Annotated in this window: 14 protein-coding genes; 4 read left to right on the top strand and 10 right to left on the bottom strand. The window is 37.7% G+C overall.

Annotated elements, in window-relative coordinates; translation table 11 throughout:
- From ACT29I_RS23820 to ACT29I_RS23835, 4 genes are all read left to right on the top strand, one after another.
- Positions 1-948 (top strand): transposase (locus ACT29I_RS23820; protein ID WP_444794622.1); only part of this gene is annotated, 948 nt, incomplete at its 5' end.
- Between the two features lie 177 nt (positions 949-1,125).
- Positions 1,126-4,230 carry a glycoside hydrolase family 2 TIM barrel-domain containing protein gene (locus ACT29I_RS23825; RefSeq protein ID WP_444794623.1) on the top strand — a complete coding sequence of 1,035 codons (3,105 nt, stop codon included), beginning with the start codon at positions 1,126-1,128 and terminating at the stop codon, positions 4,228-4,230.
- A gap of 292 nt (positions 4,231-4,522) precedes the next feature.
- Entirely contained in the window at positions 4,523-6,220 is a 1,698-nt protein-coding gene (locus ACT29I_RS23830) for a serine hydrolase domain-containing protein (RefSeq protein ID WP_444794624.1), read from the top strand.
- A gap of 232 nt (positions 6,221-6,452) precedes the next feature.
- A complete protein-coding gene (locus tag ACT29I_RS23835; protein WP_430936230.1) occupies positions 6,453-6,671 on the top strand; it encodes a hypothetical protein in 219 nt (72 codons plus the stop codon).
- 10 nt (positions 6,672-6,681) lie between these two features.
- Here the strand turns inward: ACT29I_RS23835 and ACT29I_RS23840 are convergent, their stop codons facing one another.
- The 10 genes from ACT29I_RS23840 to ACT29I_RS23885 form a co-directional block, all read right to left on the bottom strand.
- On the bottom strand, positions 6,682-6,936 hold the full coding sequence (locus ACT29I_RS23840) for a putative signal transducing protein (RefSeq protein ID WP_430936232.1): 255 nt from the start codon (positions 6,934-6,936) through the stop codon (positions 6,682-6,684).
- 267 nt (positions 6,937-7,203) lie between these two features.
- Complete coding sequence (locus tag ACT29I_RS23845) at positions 7,204-7,749, bottom strand: YkgJ family cysteine cluster protein (protein WP_430936234.1); 546 nt, start codon at positions 7,747-7,749, stop codon at positions 7,204-7,206.
- Between the two features lie 267 nt (positions 7,750-8,016).
- The gene (locus ACT29I_RS23850) at positions 8,017-8,271 is read right to left on the bottom strand and encodes a hypothetical protein (RefSeq protein WP_430936236.1); all 255 of its coding nucleotides are present in this window, start codon (positions 8,269-8,271) and stop codon (positions 8,017-8,019) included.
- 36 nt (positions 8,272-8,307) lie between these two features.
- The gene (locus ACT29I_RS23855; protein WP_444794625.1) at positions 8,308-10,344 is read right to left on the bottom strand and encodes a tetratricopeptide repeat protein; all 2,037 of its coding nucleotides are present in this window, start codon (positions 10,342-10,344) and stop codon (positions 8,308-8,310) included.
- Positions 10,331-11,275, bottom strand: a complete 945-nt coding sequence (locus ACT29I_RS23860; RefSeq protein ID WP_444794626.1) for a glycosyltransferase family 2 protein — start codon at positions 11,273-11,275, stop codon at positions 10,331-10,333. Before ACT29I_RS23860 ends, ACT29I_RS23855 begins: the two co-directional genes overlap by 14 nt.
- A 144-nt stretch (positions 11,276-11,419) precedes the next feature.
- A complete protein-coding gene (locus ACT29I_RS23865; protein ID WP_430936242.1) occupies positions 11,420-12,550 on the bottom strand; it encodes a Gfo/Idh/MocA family protein in 1,131 nt (376 codons plus the stop codon).
- Between the two features lie 65 nt (positions 12,551-12,615).
- Positions 12,616-12,978 (bottom strand): hypothetical protein, encoded by a 363-nt coding sequence (locus ACT29I_RS23870; protein ID WP_430936244.1) that lies wholly within the window; start codon positions 12,976-12,978, stop codon positions 12,616-12,618.
- A gap of 190 nt (positions 12,979-13,168) precedes the next feature.
- The gene (locus ACT29I_RS23875; protein WP_430936246.1) at positions 13,169-14,503 is read right to left on the bottom strand and encodes an MFS transporter; all 1,335 of its coding nucleotides are present in this window, start codon (positions 14,501-14,503) and stop codon (positions 13,169-13,171) included.
- 263 nt (positions 14,504-14,766) lie between these two features.
- Positions 14,767-15,768: a sugar phosphate isomerase/epimerase family protein gene (locus ACT29I_RS23880; RefSeq protein ID WP_430936248.1), complete on the bottom strand. Its 1,002-nt coding sequence runs from the start codon at positions 15,766-15,768 to the stop codon at positions 14,767-14,769.
- A 165-nt stretch (positions 15,769-15,933) separates the two neighbouring features.
- Positions 15,934-17,343: a Gfo/Idh/MocA family oxidoreductase gene (locus ACT29I_RS23885; protein WP_444794627.1), complete on the bottom strand. Its 1,410-nt coding sequence runs from the start codon at positions 17,341-17,343 to the stop codon at positions 15,934-15,936.
- Positions 17,344-17,368 lie beyond the last annotated feature (25 nt).

Genomic DNA, 17,368 nt, shown 5'->3' on the forward strand with positions numbered 1-17,368 from the left:
AAACAGCAAAGCAGAAAGGAAGCATACCACGACCTTGAAGACAGGCTGAAAGAATCGGGGCAGTCACAGATTTCCACGTCCGACCCCGACAGCCGTCACATGATCACCCGCAACAACATCACCGAGGTGGCCTACAATGTTCAAACCACGGTTGATGCACAAAATAATATACCGATTGATTACAAAGTGACCAATGTTAACGACAGCAAGGCCATGGGCAATATGTTACAAAGGGCCAAAAGTATACTAGGGAACAATCAATTTACGGCACTGTACGACAAAGGCTATCATACCGGTTCTGAATTCGATACCGCCAATTTACTGGGGATAAAAACCATTGTAGCCATTCCCACTGTAGCTGCCCAAGCTCCAAATCCGGCATATAATGTCGAACACTTTAAATACAATAAAACCAGTGACTGTTACATCTGCCCTGAGCAACAAAAGCTGGTCACAACCGGTAATGTACACCAGGCAAAGACCTACCAATTTAAGCGCTATACAACCAAAGCTTGTTTGTGCTGCCAAGTAAAGGATCAATGCAGTAAGGCCAAGTATGGCAAGGCAATTCAGCGGAGCGGGTACCAAGAGCTCATCGAACTTAACAAAGAAAGAGTAAGGGGAAATGAAAATTATTATAAGCGGCGACAGGCCATTGTAGAACACCCCTATGGTACCATCAAACGGCAATGGGGGTTCAATTACATTATTACAAAGAAATATATTGATCGGGCCGAAGCAGACCTTGGTCTGATAATGAATGCCTATAACCTACGCAGAATTATCAATATAATTGGAAAAGACCAACTGGTAAAATACCTGCGAAGCATTGCCTTTGTGTTAATGCCTCAAAAAGTTATATATCGATTGTTTTTGGATATTTTAAGCCATTTACTTATCAAAACAAATTATTATCATTATTTTCAATTCGTAAATAGAACGGCCTAAAACAAGCTAAAAAATAGCCTGTAAAGCAACAAAAAATCAGTTGCTTTTAGTTTTTAGACAGACTGACGTTGGCACCAAGCAAAATGCATCGATGAAAATTCATTTAATAAGATTTTTTTATAGAATTTAGTTTAAATAGTATCTTCATCCATTATTAATTCTAAGATTATTGACATTATGAAATCGATTTATATAGCGGTTATTATTGCACTTTGTTTCAGCCCATTATTGCAGGCTCAGCAGGCTCTTGATTGGGAAAATCCAGAAACATTTGGTATTAATAAAGAAGAGGCACATGCATATTTTATTTCCTACAATAATGCAGCAGCAGCTATCGAAGACAGTTTAAAAACACCATACTACCAATCTCTCAATGGTGAGTGGTCATTTAACTGGAGTAAAAATGCCGATGAAAGAAACTTGGAGTTTTTTAAAAATGAGTTTGATTTAAAGGATTGGAAAACTATTACTGTTCCTTCCAACTGGCAAATGAATGGATTCGGCTTTCCACTCTATGCTAACATCACTTATCCCTTCCCTTTGAACAAACCGTTTGTACCACATGACTACAACCCTGTAGGTCAATACAAGAAGTCTTTTGAAATACCTATTGATTGGAAAAATAAGGAAGTATTTATCCATTTTGGAGCAGTAAAATCTGCCTTTTATCTGTGGGTAAATGGTGAGAAAGTAGGCTACAGCCAAGGCAGCAAATTGCCCGCTGAATTCAATATCACCAGATATCTTAAGACAGGCATCAACGACGTAAGTATAGAGGTTTACCAGTATACAGATGCCAGTTATCTCGAAGATATAGATTTCTGGAGGTTGGCAGGAATCGAAAGAGATGTCTTTCTACATGCCCGACCAGAATTTATGATCCAAGACTTCTTCGCAAAATCAACCTTAGATGCCAGCTACATAAATGGTGAATTAGACGTGTCAGTTTCACTCAAGAATAATTCTCAAACAGAGGGTATAAAGAAGGTCGAAATTAAACTTTTGGATGGAGAGCAGGTAATTCATAATTCTATCAAAGAAAGTCCGATAGCCGCCAGATCAACATCTACAATAAACTTCCAACATAGTATTCCAAATGTAAAAGCATGGTCAGCCGAAAAACCAAACCTATATACATTGCTTATTTCCTTGTACGATAACAAGGATGAGCTTCAAGAATGCACCTCTCATCAAATCGGTTTTAGAACTGTTGAATTGAAAGAGGGCCAATTACTCGTCAATGGACAAGCTATATTGCTTAAAGGTGTCAATCGCCACGAACATGATCCAAAATTAGGACATGTTACGACTAAAGAAATGATGCTTAAAGATATTAAATTGATGAAGGAATTCAACATCAATGCTGTTCGTACTTCTCACTACCCCAATGACCCATATTGGTATAAACTCTGTAACCAGTACGGACTTTATGTAATAGATGAAGCTAATATTGAATCGCACGGTTATGGCTGGATTGTTAACCAAGTTTCCAGAGATCCTAGTTTTCACGATGCAATGGTAGATCGCATCCAAAGACTTTTCTATAGAGATAAAAATCATCCATCTATAATTACTTGGTCAATGGGTAATGAAGCCGGTACTGGCTTACCGTTTATAGATGCATATAATTGGCTCAAGAAAATGGATGATACAAGAGTGGTTTCCTATGACCGTGCTGAAGTTGATCCTGAATTTGATCACATTAGACATACCGACATCATCGGTTATATGTATGCACCGATTGAAGAAGTTAAGCTGAGTCACTTGCCAAATAATCCAAACCGACCCTTTATCTGGGTAGAGTATGCACATTCAATGGGAAATAGTACAGGAAACCTCAAAGAATTATGGGACTTCGTCAGGTCAGAACCGAGAGTCCAAGGTGGTTTCATTTGGGATTGGGTAGACCAAGGAATAACAAAGACAGACGAAAATGGAGTTGAATATTGGGGTTATGGTGGTGATTTTGAACCTGAGGGCGTAAGAAATGATGGTGCTTTTTGCTTAAATGGTATTGTCTATCCAGATAGGTCAATCCAACCTGCTCTTTGGGAGGTAAAAAAACAGTACCAAAACATACATATATCAGCCAACAATTGGAACGAATGGTCTTTTGACATCTATAATGAGAACTTCTTTACCAATTTATCTGCCTTTGATTTATCTTGGGAGATACTAGAAAATGGACAAAGCATCAAGCAAGGGACAACTGAGCTTAGCTGTAGTCCACAAGAAACTACCACCTTAGTCTTGCAAGAGTCAATGCCAAAGCTTAAACCTGGGTCAGAATACGTCATCAATTTCTATATAAACACATTAGCACAGGAGGGCGTCCTTAAAAAGGGGCATATGGTAGCTTCAGAGCAATTGTTAATTCCTAACGCAGCTTCAATAGAAAATCCTGTTGTCAAGTCTTCAGACATTAGCGTAAAAGATACCGAAGATTACATCGTATTGAGCTGCGAAAACAATATTAAGATCACTTTTGACAAAAAGAAGGGGCAACTAATATCCTTAGAACATAAAAAGCAAAATTGGCTTAAAACTCCTCTTACCCTCAACACTTGGAGAGCACCTATTGACAATGATTTGGGAGCTGGTTTAGAAAAGAGTTGTGAAATATGGAAAGATGTAGAAACTAAACTGGAAACTAAATCTGTTTCTTGGCAAGAAATGGAGGGTGGTCAAGTATCCATTAGTGTCCTTAAAAACAATCCTAAAATGACCAACTTCCATATCAATTACACAATTCATGGAAGCGGCAAAATCATGGTTAAATATGTGTTCGAACGTGTAAGCTCCGTACCCTTTTTACCCAGAATGGGAATGAATCTCCAAATTTTGAGGGAGTTTGATCAAGTCAAATATTACGGTAGAGGACCGCATGAAAACTATCCGGATAGAAACACCTCAGCATTTATCGGAATATATGAGTCGCCAGTGGGTGACTTTTACACCCCATACATCCGACCCCAAGAAAATGGCTACAGAACAGACACCCGCTGGATGGAAGTTAGAAATGCAGAAAACCAAGGTTTGAAGTTTTACAGCAAGAGCAATCTTGGGTTCAATATCAATCATTTTACGAACGAAGATTTCGAACCGAGTACCCTAAATAAGCATACAATAGATATTAAAGAGCAAAACCATACCAACATTAACATTGATTATCGTCAAATGGGAGTTGGTGGTGATACTAGTTGGGGAACAGTCCCATATCAACCATATCTTATTGTCCCTGAGCCAATGAAGTTTACTTTTGTGATTGAGCCAATATTTTAGTTATCTATATGCAAATCATCTGTTTTTTCAACACGATGAGCTGCCAAAATCGATAATTTCAAGTGCTATATATTAAGGAATGGTACTTTGAAATGCCTAGGTGCTAACAATAAATATACGCAAGTTGGGGATGTAGGGTAATTTTGCTTTTATACATTTACTCAAAACAGTAATGGTTTGTCAACTAATATCTTCGAAATACCAACCTCCGCATATTCGAGCCGTTGTGTGCAATTTAAAACCTTATCCCAATTAGATTTGTTTATATAATCATGAATTTAAAAACTGTAAAATGAATTATCTCTATAAACTTTTAATAATATGTTTTTACATACTAATATTTACAACTGACCTTCAATCTCAGGAAAGCCTCGAAAATGAATTTAATATAACTCGAATAAGCGGGGAAATTGACAATCTGTTTAAGGATTATAATTTGGATAATCCGGGAATAGCTATTGGAATTGTAAATCAAAACGAATTAGTAATTCAAAAAGAATATGGACTTGCAAACCTGGAGCATCAAATTCCTATAACCAATAAAACTACCTTCCATGTAGCATCAGTTTCAAAACAATTTACTGCTTTTGCAATTTTGTTGTTGGAAGCTGAAGAGAAACTTTCATTAGATGATAATGTAAGAAAGTACATTCCTGAAATGAATGAATTTAATAATAATATAACTATAAGAAACCTTCTTAATCATACAAGTGGAATAAAAGACCAATGGAATCTCTTAAGGCTTGCTGGATGGAGATTAGATGATATGATTAGTAATAATCAAGTTCTTGACCTTATTTACAAACAACAATCGTTAAATTTTACACCCAATGAAGAATTTATGTATTGTAATTCTGGTTATACTCTTTTAGCTGAAATAGTTGCACGGGTTTCTGAGAAATCATTTGCTGAATATATGAAAGAAAACATCTTTATACCTTTAGGAATGTACAATACACAATTTATTGATAAAGAAGGTTTCGTAATTAATAATAAGGCAAATTCTTATTACAAAAGAGATGAACAATTTGTAGAAGATATTTTTAACAATACAAGTGTAGGAGCAACAAATCTATCCACAACTATTGAAGATTTGAGTAAGTGGACAATTAACTTTACAAAGAAAACAATTGGAAATGAAAGTATCTTTCAAAAAATGAACACTTTAGGAAAGCTAAATAGCGGTAATTCCTTTGGTTATGCACTTGGTCAATTTGTAAATACTTATAAAGGTTTAGCTAGAATTGAACATAGCGGTATGGACGCCAGCTATCAAGCATATTTAGGTAGATTTCCTGAACAAAACATCAGCATTATAATAGCTATTAATCGTTCTGACATTAATGGTGGTAAAATTGTAAGACAATTGACAGACATTTGTTTACAAGAATACTTTTTACAAGAAAAAGGTATATCTGATGTTAAAAAGATTCTTTCACATAAAAAGCCAATTCAAAAAAACACAAAGGAACTTGTATCTTTAGAAGGTTATTTTTGGAATGACAAGGATAATTATTCAAGACAAATTGCGATTTTAGACGATACTTTGTATTATATGCGACCTAATAATGATAATACTGCACTAATTCCTGTTGGAGAAAATGAATTTGAAATGCAAACAGCTGAATATACGTCTGTTTCCTTTAGTTCTAATCAAATGACAGTAACGTTAGATGATGGATATGTTATTTTATTTAACAAATACATTCCTGCAAATTATAACATGAATTCTTTAGAAGAATTTACCGGATACTATTTCAGTCCTGAATTGGATGCATATTATAATTTTTATATCAAAGAAAATATTCTACATGCAAATCACCAAAGGCTGGGTAATTTTAGGTTAAAAGCTGTAATGGCTGATTATTTTATTGGCAATAAAGGTTCTTTTCGGGAAATTAATTTTCAAAGAGATAATTCAGGAAAAGTTGAAGGTTTCAATGTTTCAAGTAGCCGGGCAAAAAATATTTTCTTTGAAAAAGTTAGGTAGTAAAAAAAGCACATAACACGCGGTCATAAAACATTGCGCGGATAGTGCTATATTTAAACGAAATAACATTTAATCAACGGCTTAGCGGGCTGATAAGGTTGTGTTTCAAAATGCGCAACGTTTCATACCGCCACCGTCAGACTGTCTAAAAACCAGACCTCCTGTTGATAACGGTTCATAACTACTGCGCATAAAGCTAGAAGAAGAAGCTGTTGTTTTGTATCTTATAGGTATGAAATTCATACAAGGACAAAACAGGGATCAAACACATCTTTTTCCAATTTCTTTGGAACAGGTCAGTGGCCCGGACAATGAAGTACGCATGATAGATTTGTTTGTTGATAATCAATCACAGGAGGAGGAAGTACATTTAGAGAATGAAAAGAACTGGTTGGGACTTTATTACACTTACACCACACCCGGAATTCATACCATAGCAGGAGTCCTATAAAAAGGAATAATTACTCGCCGGTATTTTGATTTTTAAGATACTCTTCCATTACTATTTTCGCGCTTTCAAAATCTAAGCTAGATATTACCACTTTAACAGATGCTACACCACCTGGAGAAGTATGCCAAGGGGCAATGGTACCCATGAATTCATCTTTTAAAAATGCTTCTATCTCAGCATCGTGTAATAAACTTTTAACAATTCCGGCTTCTATGGATGAGCCGGCGAATATTTCTATTAGTTCGTTTGTTTTACTTGTTCCCATAAAGCAGAAGTGACTTGTTTTAGCTATAAAGTTATCGATTAATTATTGATATTAGTTGGTTGTTTTCTGTTTAAATTTAATCCTAGCGCAAAAGAAAACCTGGCTATTCCGTTGTTTAAATCCCGTGCAATAGCTACTCCGATAAAAGGAGACATTTTTTATCTGGCACCGAGAGTCTGCTTCAATGCTAAACCAATAATATAGCTGTTATTTTCAGGCATATAAAGATAGTTTATAGATCTTTTGGAATCAAATTGTAAAACAATATTAATCATTATCCCAACCTAACTCTATTTTTAAATGCTCGCAAATATTAAAAACAATGGGACATATTTCATAGTTCTGGAGTATGCCAACTATTCTTGAAACAAATTGGGCTCTGTCCATGTATGGATATAAACGGCATTCTTCAGGCCTTTCCAGATATTTGGTGCATTTCTTGTCTTTTACATGTTTACATTGAATGCACATTGCGTATTTAACTTCCTCGATCTTATCAGCATCAACAAACTGACGCAGTACTTCCTCCGATGCCACTGGTCTGAGGTTTAAGCAACAATTGCCACAAGCTGTACAATCTATTTGAGGAGTAATATCTTTGTTGAGCCTATAAACGATGGCATCCACTTTTTCTGAATCCTGTTTTTCAAGAAAAATACTAAAAGATCGATTGCTCTCTCTTTTTTGAATGGCTATTGTCTGGATGTTTTTAAGATTTGTTTCTAATGTCATATCATAAGTGTGCGCCTGCATGAGCATCAGTGCACCCACCCCGGAAGTTGTTGAATGGCCGAAAGTACAATTAAAATTCAACAAATATGGGATTTGGATAGAAATTAGTTTTGCTTGAGTAACCCAAAACAGCACTACAGAATACGGGGCACGACTTTAAGTCGCACCCCAAATAAAATTCGCTCCCTATCAAATTTGGAACTGTAAATAAAAATTCCGTACCCCATCGCATGGGGGAGCTGTAAATAAATAATCCGCTCCCTATCGTAAGGGGGAGCTATAAATAATTATTCGCTGTCGTCGCACCATTTAGGAGCTGTAAATAAATAATTCGCTGTCGTCGCACGACTATTTCTTTTTCTTCAAGGCAACAAAACCGATTCCGCCGATGGCCACTACGGCGATAACAATACCGATAATTACACCATTTGAGCCCTTCTCTTCTTCTTCGTAAGCATCTTCATCATACAATACAGGCGCCATATCGTCAATAGATAAAGAATCCGTTACGGCATCATGATCTTGAGCAAAAACAGCAGCTCCACCGCCTAATCCTGTGGCTAAAAAACACACAAACAATAGTCTAAAAACTAATTTTTTCATAATCGTAAATTTTAAATTGTAAATTTATATAATTGTTTAATTTGTTTCGGTTATCTCGTTTTTAATTTCTTTTTTCATGTCAATGGCCAGTTTGTAATTTGGATTAAGCTTTAAGCATTGATCCAATAATTCGATGGCATTTAATTTTTCGTTTAAGCTTTCTTTTAATTGCGCATAAGCCAAATAAGTTTTATAACTCTTACTGTTATTTTTTAATATCTGCTTATAAAAGTTCTCTGCTTTTTCCGGTTTACCAGTTAGTATTTCTATCTGCGCCAAATAATACATGCTGGGTTCATAATCCGGTATCATGTTTAAGCATTGCGAGAAAGCTTCTTTTGCTTTGTTGTATTTCGACAATTTCAAATATGATTTACCCAAATTGATCCAGGCAATTTCGTTTCCGGGATCTATTTGGGTAGCCATACTCAAATATGAAACTGCTTGCGTATAGTCTTCATTTTCGTAGGCCAGTTTGCCCAAATAATCATCGTGTGTTTGTCTTTTAACGATAACACAAACCGCTATTCCTTCTGTATTGATGCATTTCAGCGTGCCGGTCGGTGGCCATAATTTCTGACTGGTTTGAGAAGGTGCAATGGTGGTACGGTAAAAAATTCCATAATCCCAATCTGTATTTCCTCTTGAATAATATGGGGTGTAGGCAAATGATATTGCCTTATCGCTTTTCTTAAAATAATCACTGATACCATAATTGGAAGCGATCTTTACCTTATTCGCATCATTTTTTTCAATATGATTCTTTAACCAGAGAGAAGCCTCCCTAACACTGTGGTAATAATAATCTAATTCGTAGTTGTTGGCTACATTATTATAATCGCCGGCTAACTTATTAAAGTAAGTATATTCTAAAGGATGATTCCTAATAATAAAAGATGTTGACGGCAATAAGGTCAGCATAAAAACTATAATTATCCCGTTTTTAACAATTTTCATTTTAATAGGAATCATGATGTTTGATAAGCCTATTGCTGCTACAATTACCAGAGGGGGATAGGTAAACAATAAATGACGCCAAGCCCCATACACATTTGAATCGGCAACGATGGTAAACCCAAAGGGGAAAATGATCACAAATAATAGCAGGATTTTTTTAAGAAACGGTATGGGCGACTGTTTTTTATTAAAAATGCAGATAACATAAATAAGCGTAAGTGGTAATATTACTATGGGAATAGTAATGGTAACATACTTAATTAAATAATACCATGGTAGTTGATCGCTCCAAAAAACTACCCCTTCAAACAATTGACGAAGCCTTACCGGGTAATCCGACATCATCTTCATAGAAATAATTGGATTGATGATGGGGTTCTCAAGCGCATAAGGCCAAAATAATAAACCAATAAAATAGGATGATACAACAATGAGGACAAAGGTAAGCAAGAAGATTAAAAAACGTGGTTTATCATTATTTTCGGATTTAATACCTATAAAGTAAGCAATGGCGGCAAACAATACAAAATAGCAGAATACCAGTAGTCCACCAGGCCTGATGCTCAATGTTAAGGCCATAGATAAAATCAGGCCAACGGCATATTTAAGTTTTATATTTTTAAGGTCAGATATCACCTTCATCGTAAAAAAGATAGAAGCAACATAACCTAAGGCAAAAGGAATATCTTTTAGGTTATTTAGCGAATGCCCAATAAACCGTGGAGAAGCGGCCAGAAGAAGCACCGTGAAAATAGCCGCTCTATATCCGCTAAGATGAACGGCAATTAAGGCAGCAAACAAAATACAAAGCCAACCAACAAGCGAATTGCAAATATGGCGGAAAGTATAAATATCTTCTATCCCCAATAACTGGGCCCATAAGGTGGTTAGGTTATCAAATGATTGTCCGTAATATTTTAAATTAGTGACGGGTGTGTTGAGTGCAGCTTTATCCTGGCCGAAACTGGCATAGTATTTAATCACAAATTCAGCTTGTTTCAGATGCACTTCTTCATCGCCGGATATTCCTGCATCCAGGCTTAAAATTGGCATAAGTACAAGTAATACAGCCAACAACGAAAATAGTATATGTCTTGTATCCTTAAACCATTTCATTGTCCTTATTCTTTACTTGTTTTGAATAAAACTCTCGCACAAAATAGATGGGTCTGTTCTGCGATTCCCTATAAATGCGGAATACATACTCACCCAATATTCCCAAGAACATAAGCTGTATTGATCCTAAGAAGAAAATACTGGTTAGGGTTGATGACCATCCTAATGGAGATAGCTCCAGTATTTTAGATAGCAAAATATATATGCCTGCTAAAAATGAAGTGACGATTCCGATAATACCCATGATAAGGCAAAACTTAATGGGCAGTTTCGAGAAGGAGAAGATAGCATCAAAAGCCAGTGCAAATAGCTTTTGAGTACTCATGGAATCGCCTGATTCACGTTCGTCCCGCTTGTAGCTAATGGTTGTGTTTCTAAAACCTATAAAATGACGCAGACCTGGCAGGTATCTGGTTTTTTCTTTTAATGACCGTAATGCTGCAATGGCCGATTTATTCATCATGGAGAAATTGCCAATATGCTCCACATCTTCCAGGCTGGATAGTTTACCGAAAGATTTATGAAACAACCAGCTAAATAACCCTTTAGGTTTATTTGAAGTTTTACTTTTTCTATAGCCATTAACAATGTCAAAATCACCTGCGGACAATAGCTTGAACATTTCGGGAATCAGCTCTGGTGGATCTTGCAAATCTCCGTCCATCAATGTCATATAATCCCCCTGAGCATAATCAATTCCGGCTGTGTAGGCTGCCTGATGGCCAAAATTCCGCGACAGGGAAATCATTTTGATTCGGGCATCATTTTTCTGAGCTTGCAATAACAATCCCAAACTATTGTCGGTTGAACCATCATCAACAAACAATATCTCAAAGTCCTGTTCGGTTTGTTCAAGGGAAGCCACTGTGCGCTTCAACAACTCACCAATCAGTGATTCTTCGTTATATATGGGTATTACTATTGATATCATAATAATAGATAATAGACATGAGACGAAAGATTATCGGTTTTTTTATCCCCATCCCCACACTTTGGGTGTGGTAGTTCCCCTTATCCTCAAGGATAAGGGGAAGAGCTTTTATTGCTTACTGTTGACTGCGTACTGAGAACTTTTTTAAAGTTCCTTCCAAACGTTACCTTCCTTGTTCGATTCTACCACGTTTTTGATGAACTTCATCCCTCTAACGCCATCATCAACCGTTGTAAATTCGCCATCATGAATTTCTTCACCTCGAATAGATTTAGCTGCTCCTGCATACAAGTTGGCAAATGCTTCGTAAATCCCTTCGGGGTGACCAAATGGCATGGTGTGGCTGTTTTCTGCGAATTTTGTATTGTACGGATTACCCGGTTTATATACTACACGCGGCTGGTCGGCAGGAATAAAATGTAAATAATTAGGATCTTCCTGTTTCCATTTTAAACTTCCTTTAGATCCATAAACAGCAATGCTAATGTTGTTTTCTTCTCCGGTGGCCATTTGACTGGCGCGTACCAATCCTAAAAATGGTTCGTCAAAACGTAACATGACCGTTCCATCCAAATCTAATTGCGATTTGTCAACCACATTGTTTAAATCGGCTAGCACTTTGGTGATTTTTTTACCCGTAGTGTACTCAATCAGGTTAAATGCATGAACACCAATGTCTCCCATGCAGCTTGAAATTCCGGCTACCTTCGGGTCGAAACGCCAAACACCCAAACCGGCATCTTCACTATGCATGATTCCGTTAACCCAGCCTTGGTAGTATTGTGCATCCACACGCTGAATCTGCCCAAGTTTTCCTTCTTTAATAAATTCGCGCATCTGACGAACCATTGGATAACCGGTGTAAGTATGCGTTAAAACAAAGGTTAAACCTGTTTTTTCCACAAGCGATCTAAGATCATCAGCTTCTTCCACAGTCATGGTCATAGGCTTTTCGCATATCACATGAAAACCATTTTCTAATAATTTTTTTGCAAATGGATAATGCAAAAAGTTAGGTGTTACGATAGAAACAGCCTGAATGCGTTCTTCTTGCGGTAATGCTTTTTCTTTTTCAATCATGGTATCCACATCAGGATAAGTACGATCTAAGGAAATAGCATCCTGTTCTGCAAATTGCTTAGCTTTTTCATAATTCACATTAAATACGCCACCAACCAGTTCAAATTGGTTACTGATGCGGGCAGCTCTTCTGTGGGTATCACCGATAAAAGCGCCCAATCCGCCACCTATCATTCCTAATTTTATTTTTTGCATGTTTTTTAAATTTTGAGATAATAGATAATAGACCCTAAACGACTTGGTTTAGTGTCTCTTATCTCTTATCTAGTTGTCTGAATAATTTTTCCATACTCTTCTTTCAATCGTTTAGCCCTTTCTGTTACCTTTTCGGGATATTGATTAGCTAAATTAATTATCTCGTTCGGGTCCTTTTTTAGGTTGAACAGTTGCACCGCTTTGGTTGTGTCCTTGTTTCCATGGGGTTGCTCGGCCATTTTATCAATGGCAGGTGTTTGGTAGCCTTTTGCTCCAAAGCAACCAATATCACCATATCCAAGTTCATCGGTAAAAATAATGATAACATTGGGTTTATCAGATCTTCCTGATTTTGCTGATACGGTTAGTGTAATCGCAAAACAACAATATAAGAGAGTGAGAAAGTTTATGAACGATGATGTTTTCATTTAAATTTATTATGAACCTGATAACTAAAGGTATTTGTGAATTATAAGCTAAAAATCCCCTTCTCCACACCTTTGGTGTGGTACTTTCTCGCGAACTTGCATTCGGTAGGCGCTTACTCTCAGGAGTAAAGGGAAGCGCCGAAACGATAGTAGTCAGCTCTGTTTTTAACTGTTTACAGCTAAATGCTGACTAAATACTTTCGGGTTTTCTTTTTCTATAAACAGAATATAAGATGACGAAACCTACCATTAAGATAACTGGTAATGCTCCTATACTTTGTAAGGCCACTTTTTCGTTATGTTCTTCCATGATACGTCCCATTACAGGCAAAAACATAGCTACGGAAACCATTCCTGCACCACCTAATAGTGATAATCCTAAAGCACCACTTTTGGGTATATATTCAGCAATAAAACCTAGCATAGTTGGCCAAAAATAGGTAACACCAATAGCAAATACTACAGAAGAAATAATTACCATCATCGGAGATTCAACTGCACTTAAGGCATAAATTCCAATGGCTGAAAAAACAGACGATAGTAATAAAACTCCCACTGGATTTAGGCGATGTACAAGTCCTCCGGCAAAAAAGCGGCCTACCGCCATAATTCCGGTAATCAATGCTAGCATTAACATTGGACTTACACCGGCTTGGGATAATAGTGCGTTAACCCATTGTGTAGTTACTAACTCCGTAGAAGCAGTCAGCAACATAAAGGTAAACATGATGGGGAAAATCATACTTGTTTTGCGTATCATTAAAGCTTCAATGGCAGAAACAACTACGATGGCACCTACTACGGCCAAGTACATCCATCCTTCAGTAAATTTTACAATATTAATTGCTAATAATAACATCAAAGTCATGGAGGCAATTATGGTTACGGGAGCTCCAGTTGCATCTAACATACCTTTGTAGGTAACACCACTTGAAACGCGTTCTGTCTCAGGTATTTTTTGTCCGAAGAATAATGCCCCATAAATGGCTAGCGGTAAAAATAAAACGCCAATGTATATTTGCCAGCCAATTTCCAGCGTGTCCATCATAAAGAATGCTAACAAGCTACCAATTACGATTCCGCCAGGAAACCAAACGTGAAAACGGTTCAGCATGGTTGTTTTGTTGTTAGGGAAGATGGTGGCGATTAATGGGTTGAAAGCAGCTTCTACACAACCATTTCCTAGTCCAATAAAAATATTAGCTATAAAAAGGGTTTCCTTATCCTTAGCTAAGATAAAAGCAATGGCGCCCACAAAATGCAAGACAAAAGCAGCCCATACTACCGACTTGGTTTTAACGATGTCAATCAGGAATCCACCGGCTACCATGGCTACCGTAAAACCCCAAAAGGCGGGACCAAATGCCCAGCCTATAGATTCTTTGCTTAGTCCGAAAATTCCGCCATTGCTAACCGGGCCAAAAACTTCCTCTATTTTTGCCCTCATGGCAAAAGTTAACGAAGTTACCAGCAAGGCCAGGCAACTCCCAATAAATAGTCTTGATTTGTGAATAGATTTTTCCATATTTTCTAGATTAAACTAATTAGCACCGCGTTTTTAGGAGGTGTTTGAATAAGTTTGTTTCACTCCCCAACCTTTGGCTAAAACTTAGTGCCAGTGAGTAATATTCAATGTCTCTGAGTTTTATTAACTATGATATAAACAGGGATTAATAAAAGAAGTCAAGAACAAGGCTTGTGCAGTCTGTGAAAACGCAGTTTAACTTGTGTAAATGAGTATTTCACAGACAAGCATAACGCAGTTATTGGCTTATTTTGTAATCCCGACTATTGATTTTCTTTGTCGAAAGCTGCATCAAAAGCCAAATTAGAAGGTGTAAAGTCAACTTGCTTAACAAAAGCACACGACTCCTTAGCTCCTTGCTCGCGATCCATAGCGCCATCTTCCCATTCAACAGAGAGAGGACCTGAATATTCGATGCGATTTAAGGCTCTAATGATTTTCTCAAAGTTAATGTTACCTCGTCCCATACTTCTGAAATCCCAGAAACGACGGGCATCACCAAAATCAGTGTGTCCACCAAATACGCCTGCTTCAACTGGAACATCGCTCCAGCCGGCATCTTTCATATGAACGTGTACGATCTGCTTGGCAAACTTATCGATGAATTTTACATAATCAACACCTTGGTAGCCTAAATGACTTGGATCATAGTTAAATCCAAAACAAGGATGGTAATTGATAGCTTTTAATGCTCTTTCGGCAGAAGCAATATCAAAAGCTATCTCGGTAGGATGCACCTCTAGCCCAAACTTAATTCCCAGTTTCTGGAATTCATCCATGATAGGAGTCCAACGGTCGGCGAAATCCTTAAAACCTGCGTTTATCATTTCTTGCGAAGCAGGAGGGAAGGAGTATAACAAATGCCAGATAGAACTTCCGGTAAATCCGTTGACAATTTTTACGCCTAACCTTTTGGCAGCTTCGGCCGTCTTGATGACTTCGGCAGCGGCTCTTTGACGAACTCCTTCAGGTTCACCGTCACCGTATATATAATCGGGCAGAATAGCTTTGTGGCGCTCATCTATTCGGTCGCAAACCGCCTGACCAACAAGGTGGGTAGATATGGCGTAAACTTCTAAATCGTATTTTTTAAGAATAGCCAGTTTTTCTTCGCAGTAGGCCTGGTCGGCTTTATCTACTTCGAAATGGTTTCCCCAGCATGCTAGTTCCAGCCCGTCGTAGCCAAAGCTTTTAGCCTTTTGGCAAATGGTTTCAAAATCCAAATCGGCCCATTGACCGGTAAATAGTGTGACTTTTCTGCTCATTGATTTGTTCTTTAAAGACATTAGATAAAAGACAAAAGACTTTTTCATGCTCTAAAAATTGAATAGTCCTTATCCTTCCCGCTTATACGGGACAGGTTATGCCTTAATACTTAATACTGATTTATAACTTATAACTTTTAACTTGGTACTAGCAACTGTGTTGCGCTATCCCCAAAGGTTTTCGCCATATGCCCAACCTTTTCTAACGGGCTCCTTAATATAGGCATTTAATTCAGGATGGTTGGTTACCTTCATATTCTTGGCATCGAATTCAATACGTTTATCGAAACGTTGAGCCATTACCCCTACAAGCGCCATTTCAGTTAATCCGGCACCATATTCAAAAGTAGATCCAGGCATTGGGCCTTCGCCCCTGATTGCATTAATAAATTCTTTGTACTGATTTTGCTCGGGTATACGAGGTATGCTTTGTTCCCATCCTTTTTTCTTAAAGGCTTGCCATTCTTCCTTAGGCATGATAAGTCTGGCATCATTTGGGCGACCTCCTGTCATTACCGACATTTTTTCACCCACCATAATCATTCCGTTACCGCCTAATTCTTTGGTCAGCCATTCAGGTCTGTTTTCCGGCTTTTCACCTCCCTCGTACCAGTTTAAAGTAACAGGCGCTTTATTTCCTCGCTGGCCAAATTCGAATTTAAGAACAGATGAATCGGTCACTATTTTGTCAGGCATTCCCTCGTTGCGCACTGATAGTATTGGTTCCACTACATTAGGTGAGCCTAGTTCCAAGGACCAATAAGGAGCGTCTAACGTATGACAAGCCCAATCTCCTAGTTCAGCATTGCCTAATTCATAAAAGCCTCTCCATCTGCGAGGTACATAACACTTGTTGAAAGGTCTTTCTTTTGCTGGTCCTAACCATAAATCCCAATCCAACCCTTCTGGCACAGGTTGACTGGTTGGAGGGTAAGCATCGGGCTTAACAAAGTAATTTCCTTTGAAATCCGGTCCGTTAAACCAGGCATGTACTTCTTTTACCTCACCCAGGATACCTGAATCATACCACTCCTTAACGTTTCTGATTCCATCGGAAGCATGTCCCTGATTACCTAATTGGTTGATAACACCATAATGTTTTGCCGCTTTAACAAGTGTACGTAATTGCCATATGTTATGAGCCAATGGCTTCTCAACATAAACATGTTTGCCCAATTCCATGGCTGCCATGGTAACGGCAAAGTGGGTATGGTCGGGCGTAGAAACAATCACCGCATCTATATCCTTGTGCATATTATCCAGCATTACCCTAAAATCTTTAAAGGTCTTTGCTTCAGGGAATGTCTTGCTTACTCCAGCTAGGATGTTGGCATCCACATCGCATAAAGCAACCACTCTCACATTAGGATTCAGAACCCTCTCTTTAGTTTGTTTGTTGTAAGATTCAGTAATAAGTCCCTTCCAGTTACCGGAACCTCTACCACCAACACCAACGATGGCAAGGTTAACGATACCATTTTTTTTAGTACAGCTAACCAGGTTGGGCAGAACAATAGCTCCAGCGGCTACAGCGCCTGAAGTTCGTAGGAAATTTCTTCTTGATATATTTTTCATTCTATTTAGATGTTTGATGAACACT

Origin of the sequence: Saccharicrinis sp. GN24d3, assembly GCF_052400645.1 — a bacterium.
Lineage (GTDB): Bacteria > Bacteroidota > Bacteroidia > Bacteroidales > Marinilabiliaceae > Saccharicrinis.

What these genes read in the sequence shown, in the direction of transcription:
- ACT29I_RS23825 (WP_444794623.1), top strand. Translation starts at nt 1,126, where the DNA reads ATGAAATCGATTTATATAGCGGTTATTATTGCACTTTGTTTCAGCCCA.
- ACT29I_RS23830 (WP_444794624.1), top strand. Translation starts at nt 4,523, where the DNA reads ATGAATTATCTCTATAAACTTTTAATAATATGTTTTTACATACTAATA.
- ACT29I_RS23835 (WP_430936230.1), top strand. Translation starts at nt 6,453, where the DNA reads ATGAAATTCATACAAGGACAAAACAGGGATCAAACACATCTTTTTCCA.
- ACT29I_RS23840 (WP_430936232.1), bottom strand. Translation starts at nt 6,936, where the DNA reads ATGGGAACAAGTAAAACAAACGAACTAATAGAAATATTCGCCGGCTCA.
- ACT29I_RS23850 (WP_430936236.1), bottom strand. Translation starts at nt 8,271, where the DNA reads ATGAAAAAATTAGTTTTTAGACTATTGTTTGTGTGTTTTTTAGCCACA.
- ACT29I_RS23855 (WP_444794625.1), bottom strand. Translation starts at nt 10,344, where the DNA reads ATGAAATGGTTTAAGGATACAAGACATATACTATTTTCGTTGTTGGCT.
- ACT29I_RS23860 (WP_444794626.1), bottom strand. Translation starts at nt 11,275, where the DNA reads ATGATATCAATAGTAATACCCATATATAACGAAGAATCACTGATTGGT.
- ACT29I_RS23865 (WP_430936242.1), bottom strand. Translation starts at nt 12,550, where the DNA reads ATGCAAAAAATAAAATTAGGAATGATAGGTGGCGGATTGGGCGCTTTT.
- ACT29I_RS23870 (WP_430936244.1), bottom strand. Translation starts at nt 12,978, where the DNA reads ATGAAAACATCATCGTTCATAAACTTTCTCACTCTCTTATATTGTTGT.
- ACT29I_RS23875 (WP_430936246.1), bottom strand. Translation starts at nt 14,503, where the DNA reads ATGGAAAAATCTATTCACAAATCAAGACTATTTATTGGGAGTTGCCTG.
- ACT29I_RS23880 (WP_430936248.1), bottom strand. Translation starts at nt 15,768, where the DNA reads ATGAGCAGAAAAGTCACACTATTTACCGGTCAATGGGCCGATTTGGAT.
- ACT29I_RS23885 (WP_444794627.1), bottom strand. Translation starts at nt 17,343, where the DNA reads ATGAAAAATATATCAAGAAGAAATTTCCTACGAACTTCAGGCGCTGTA.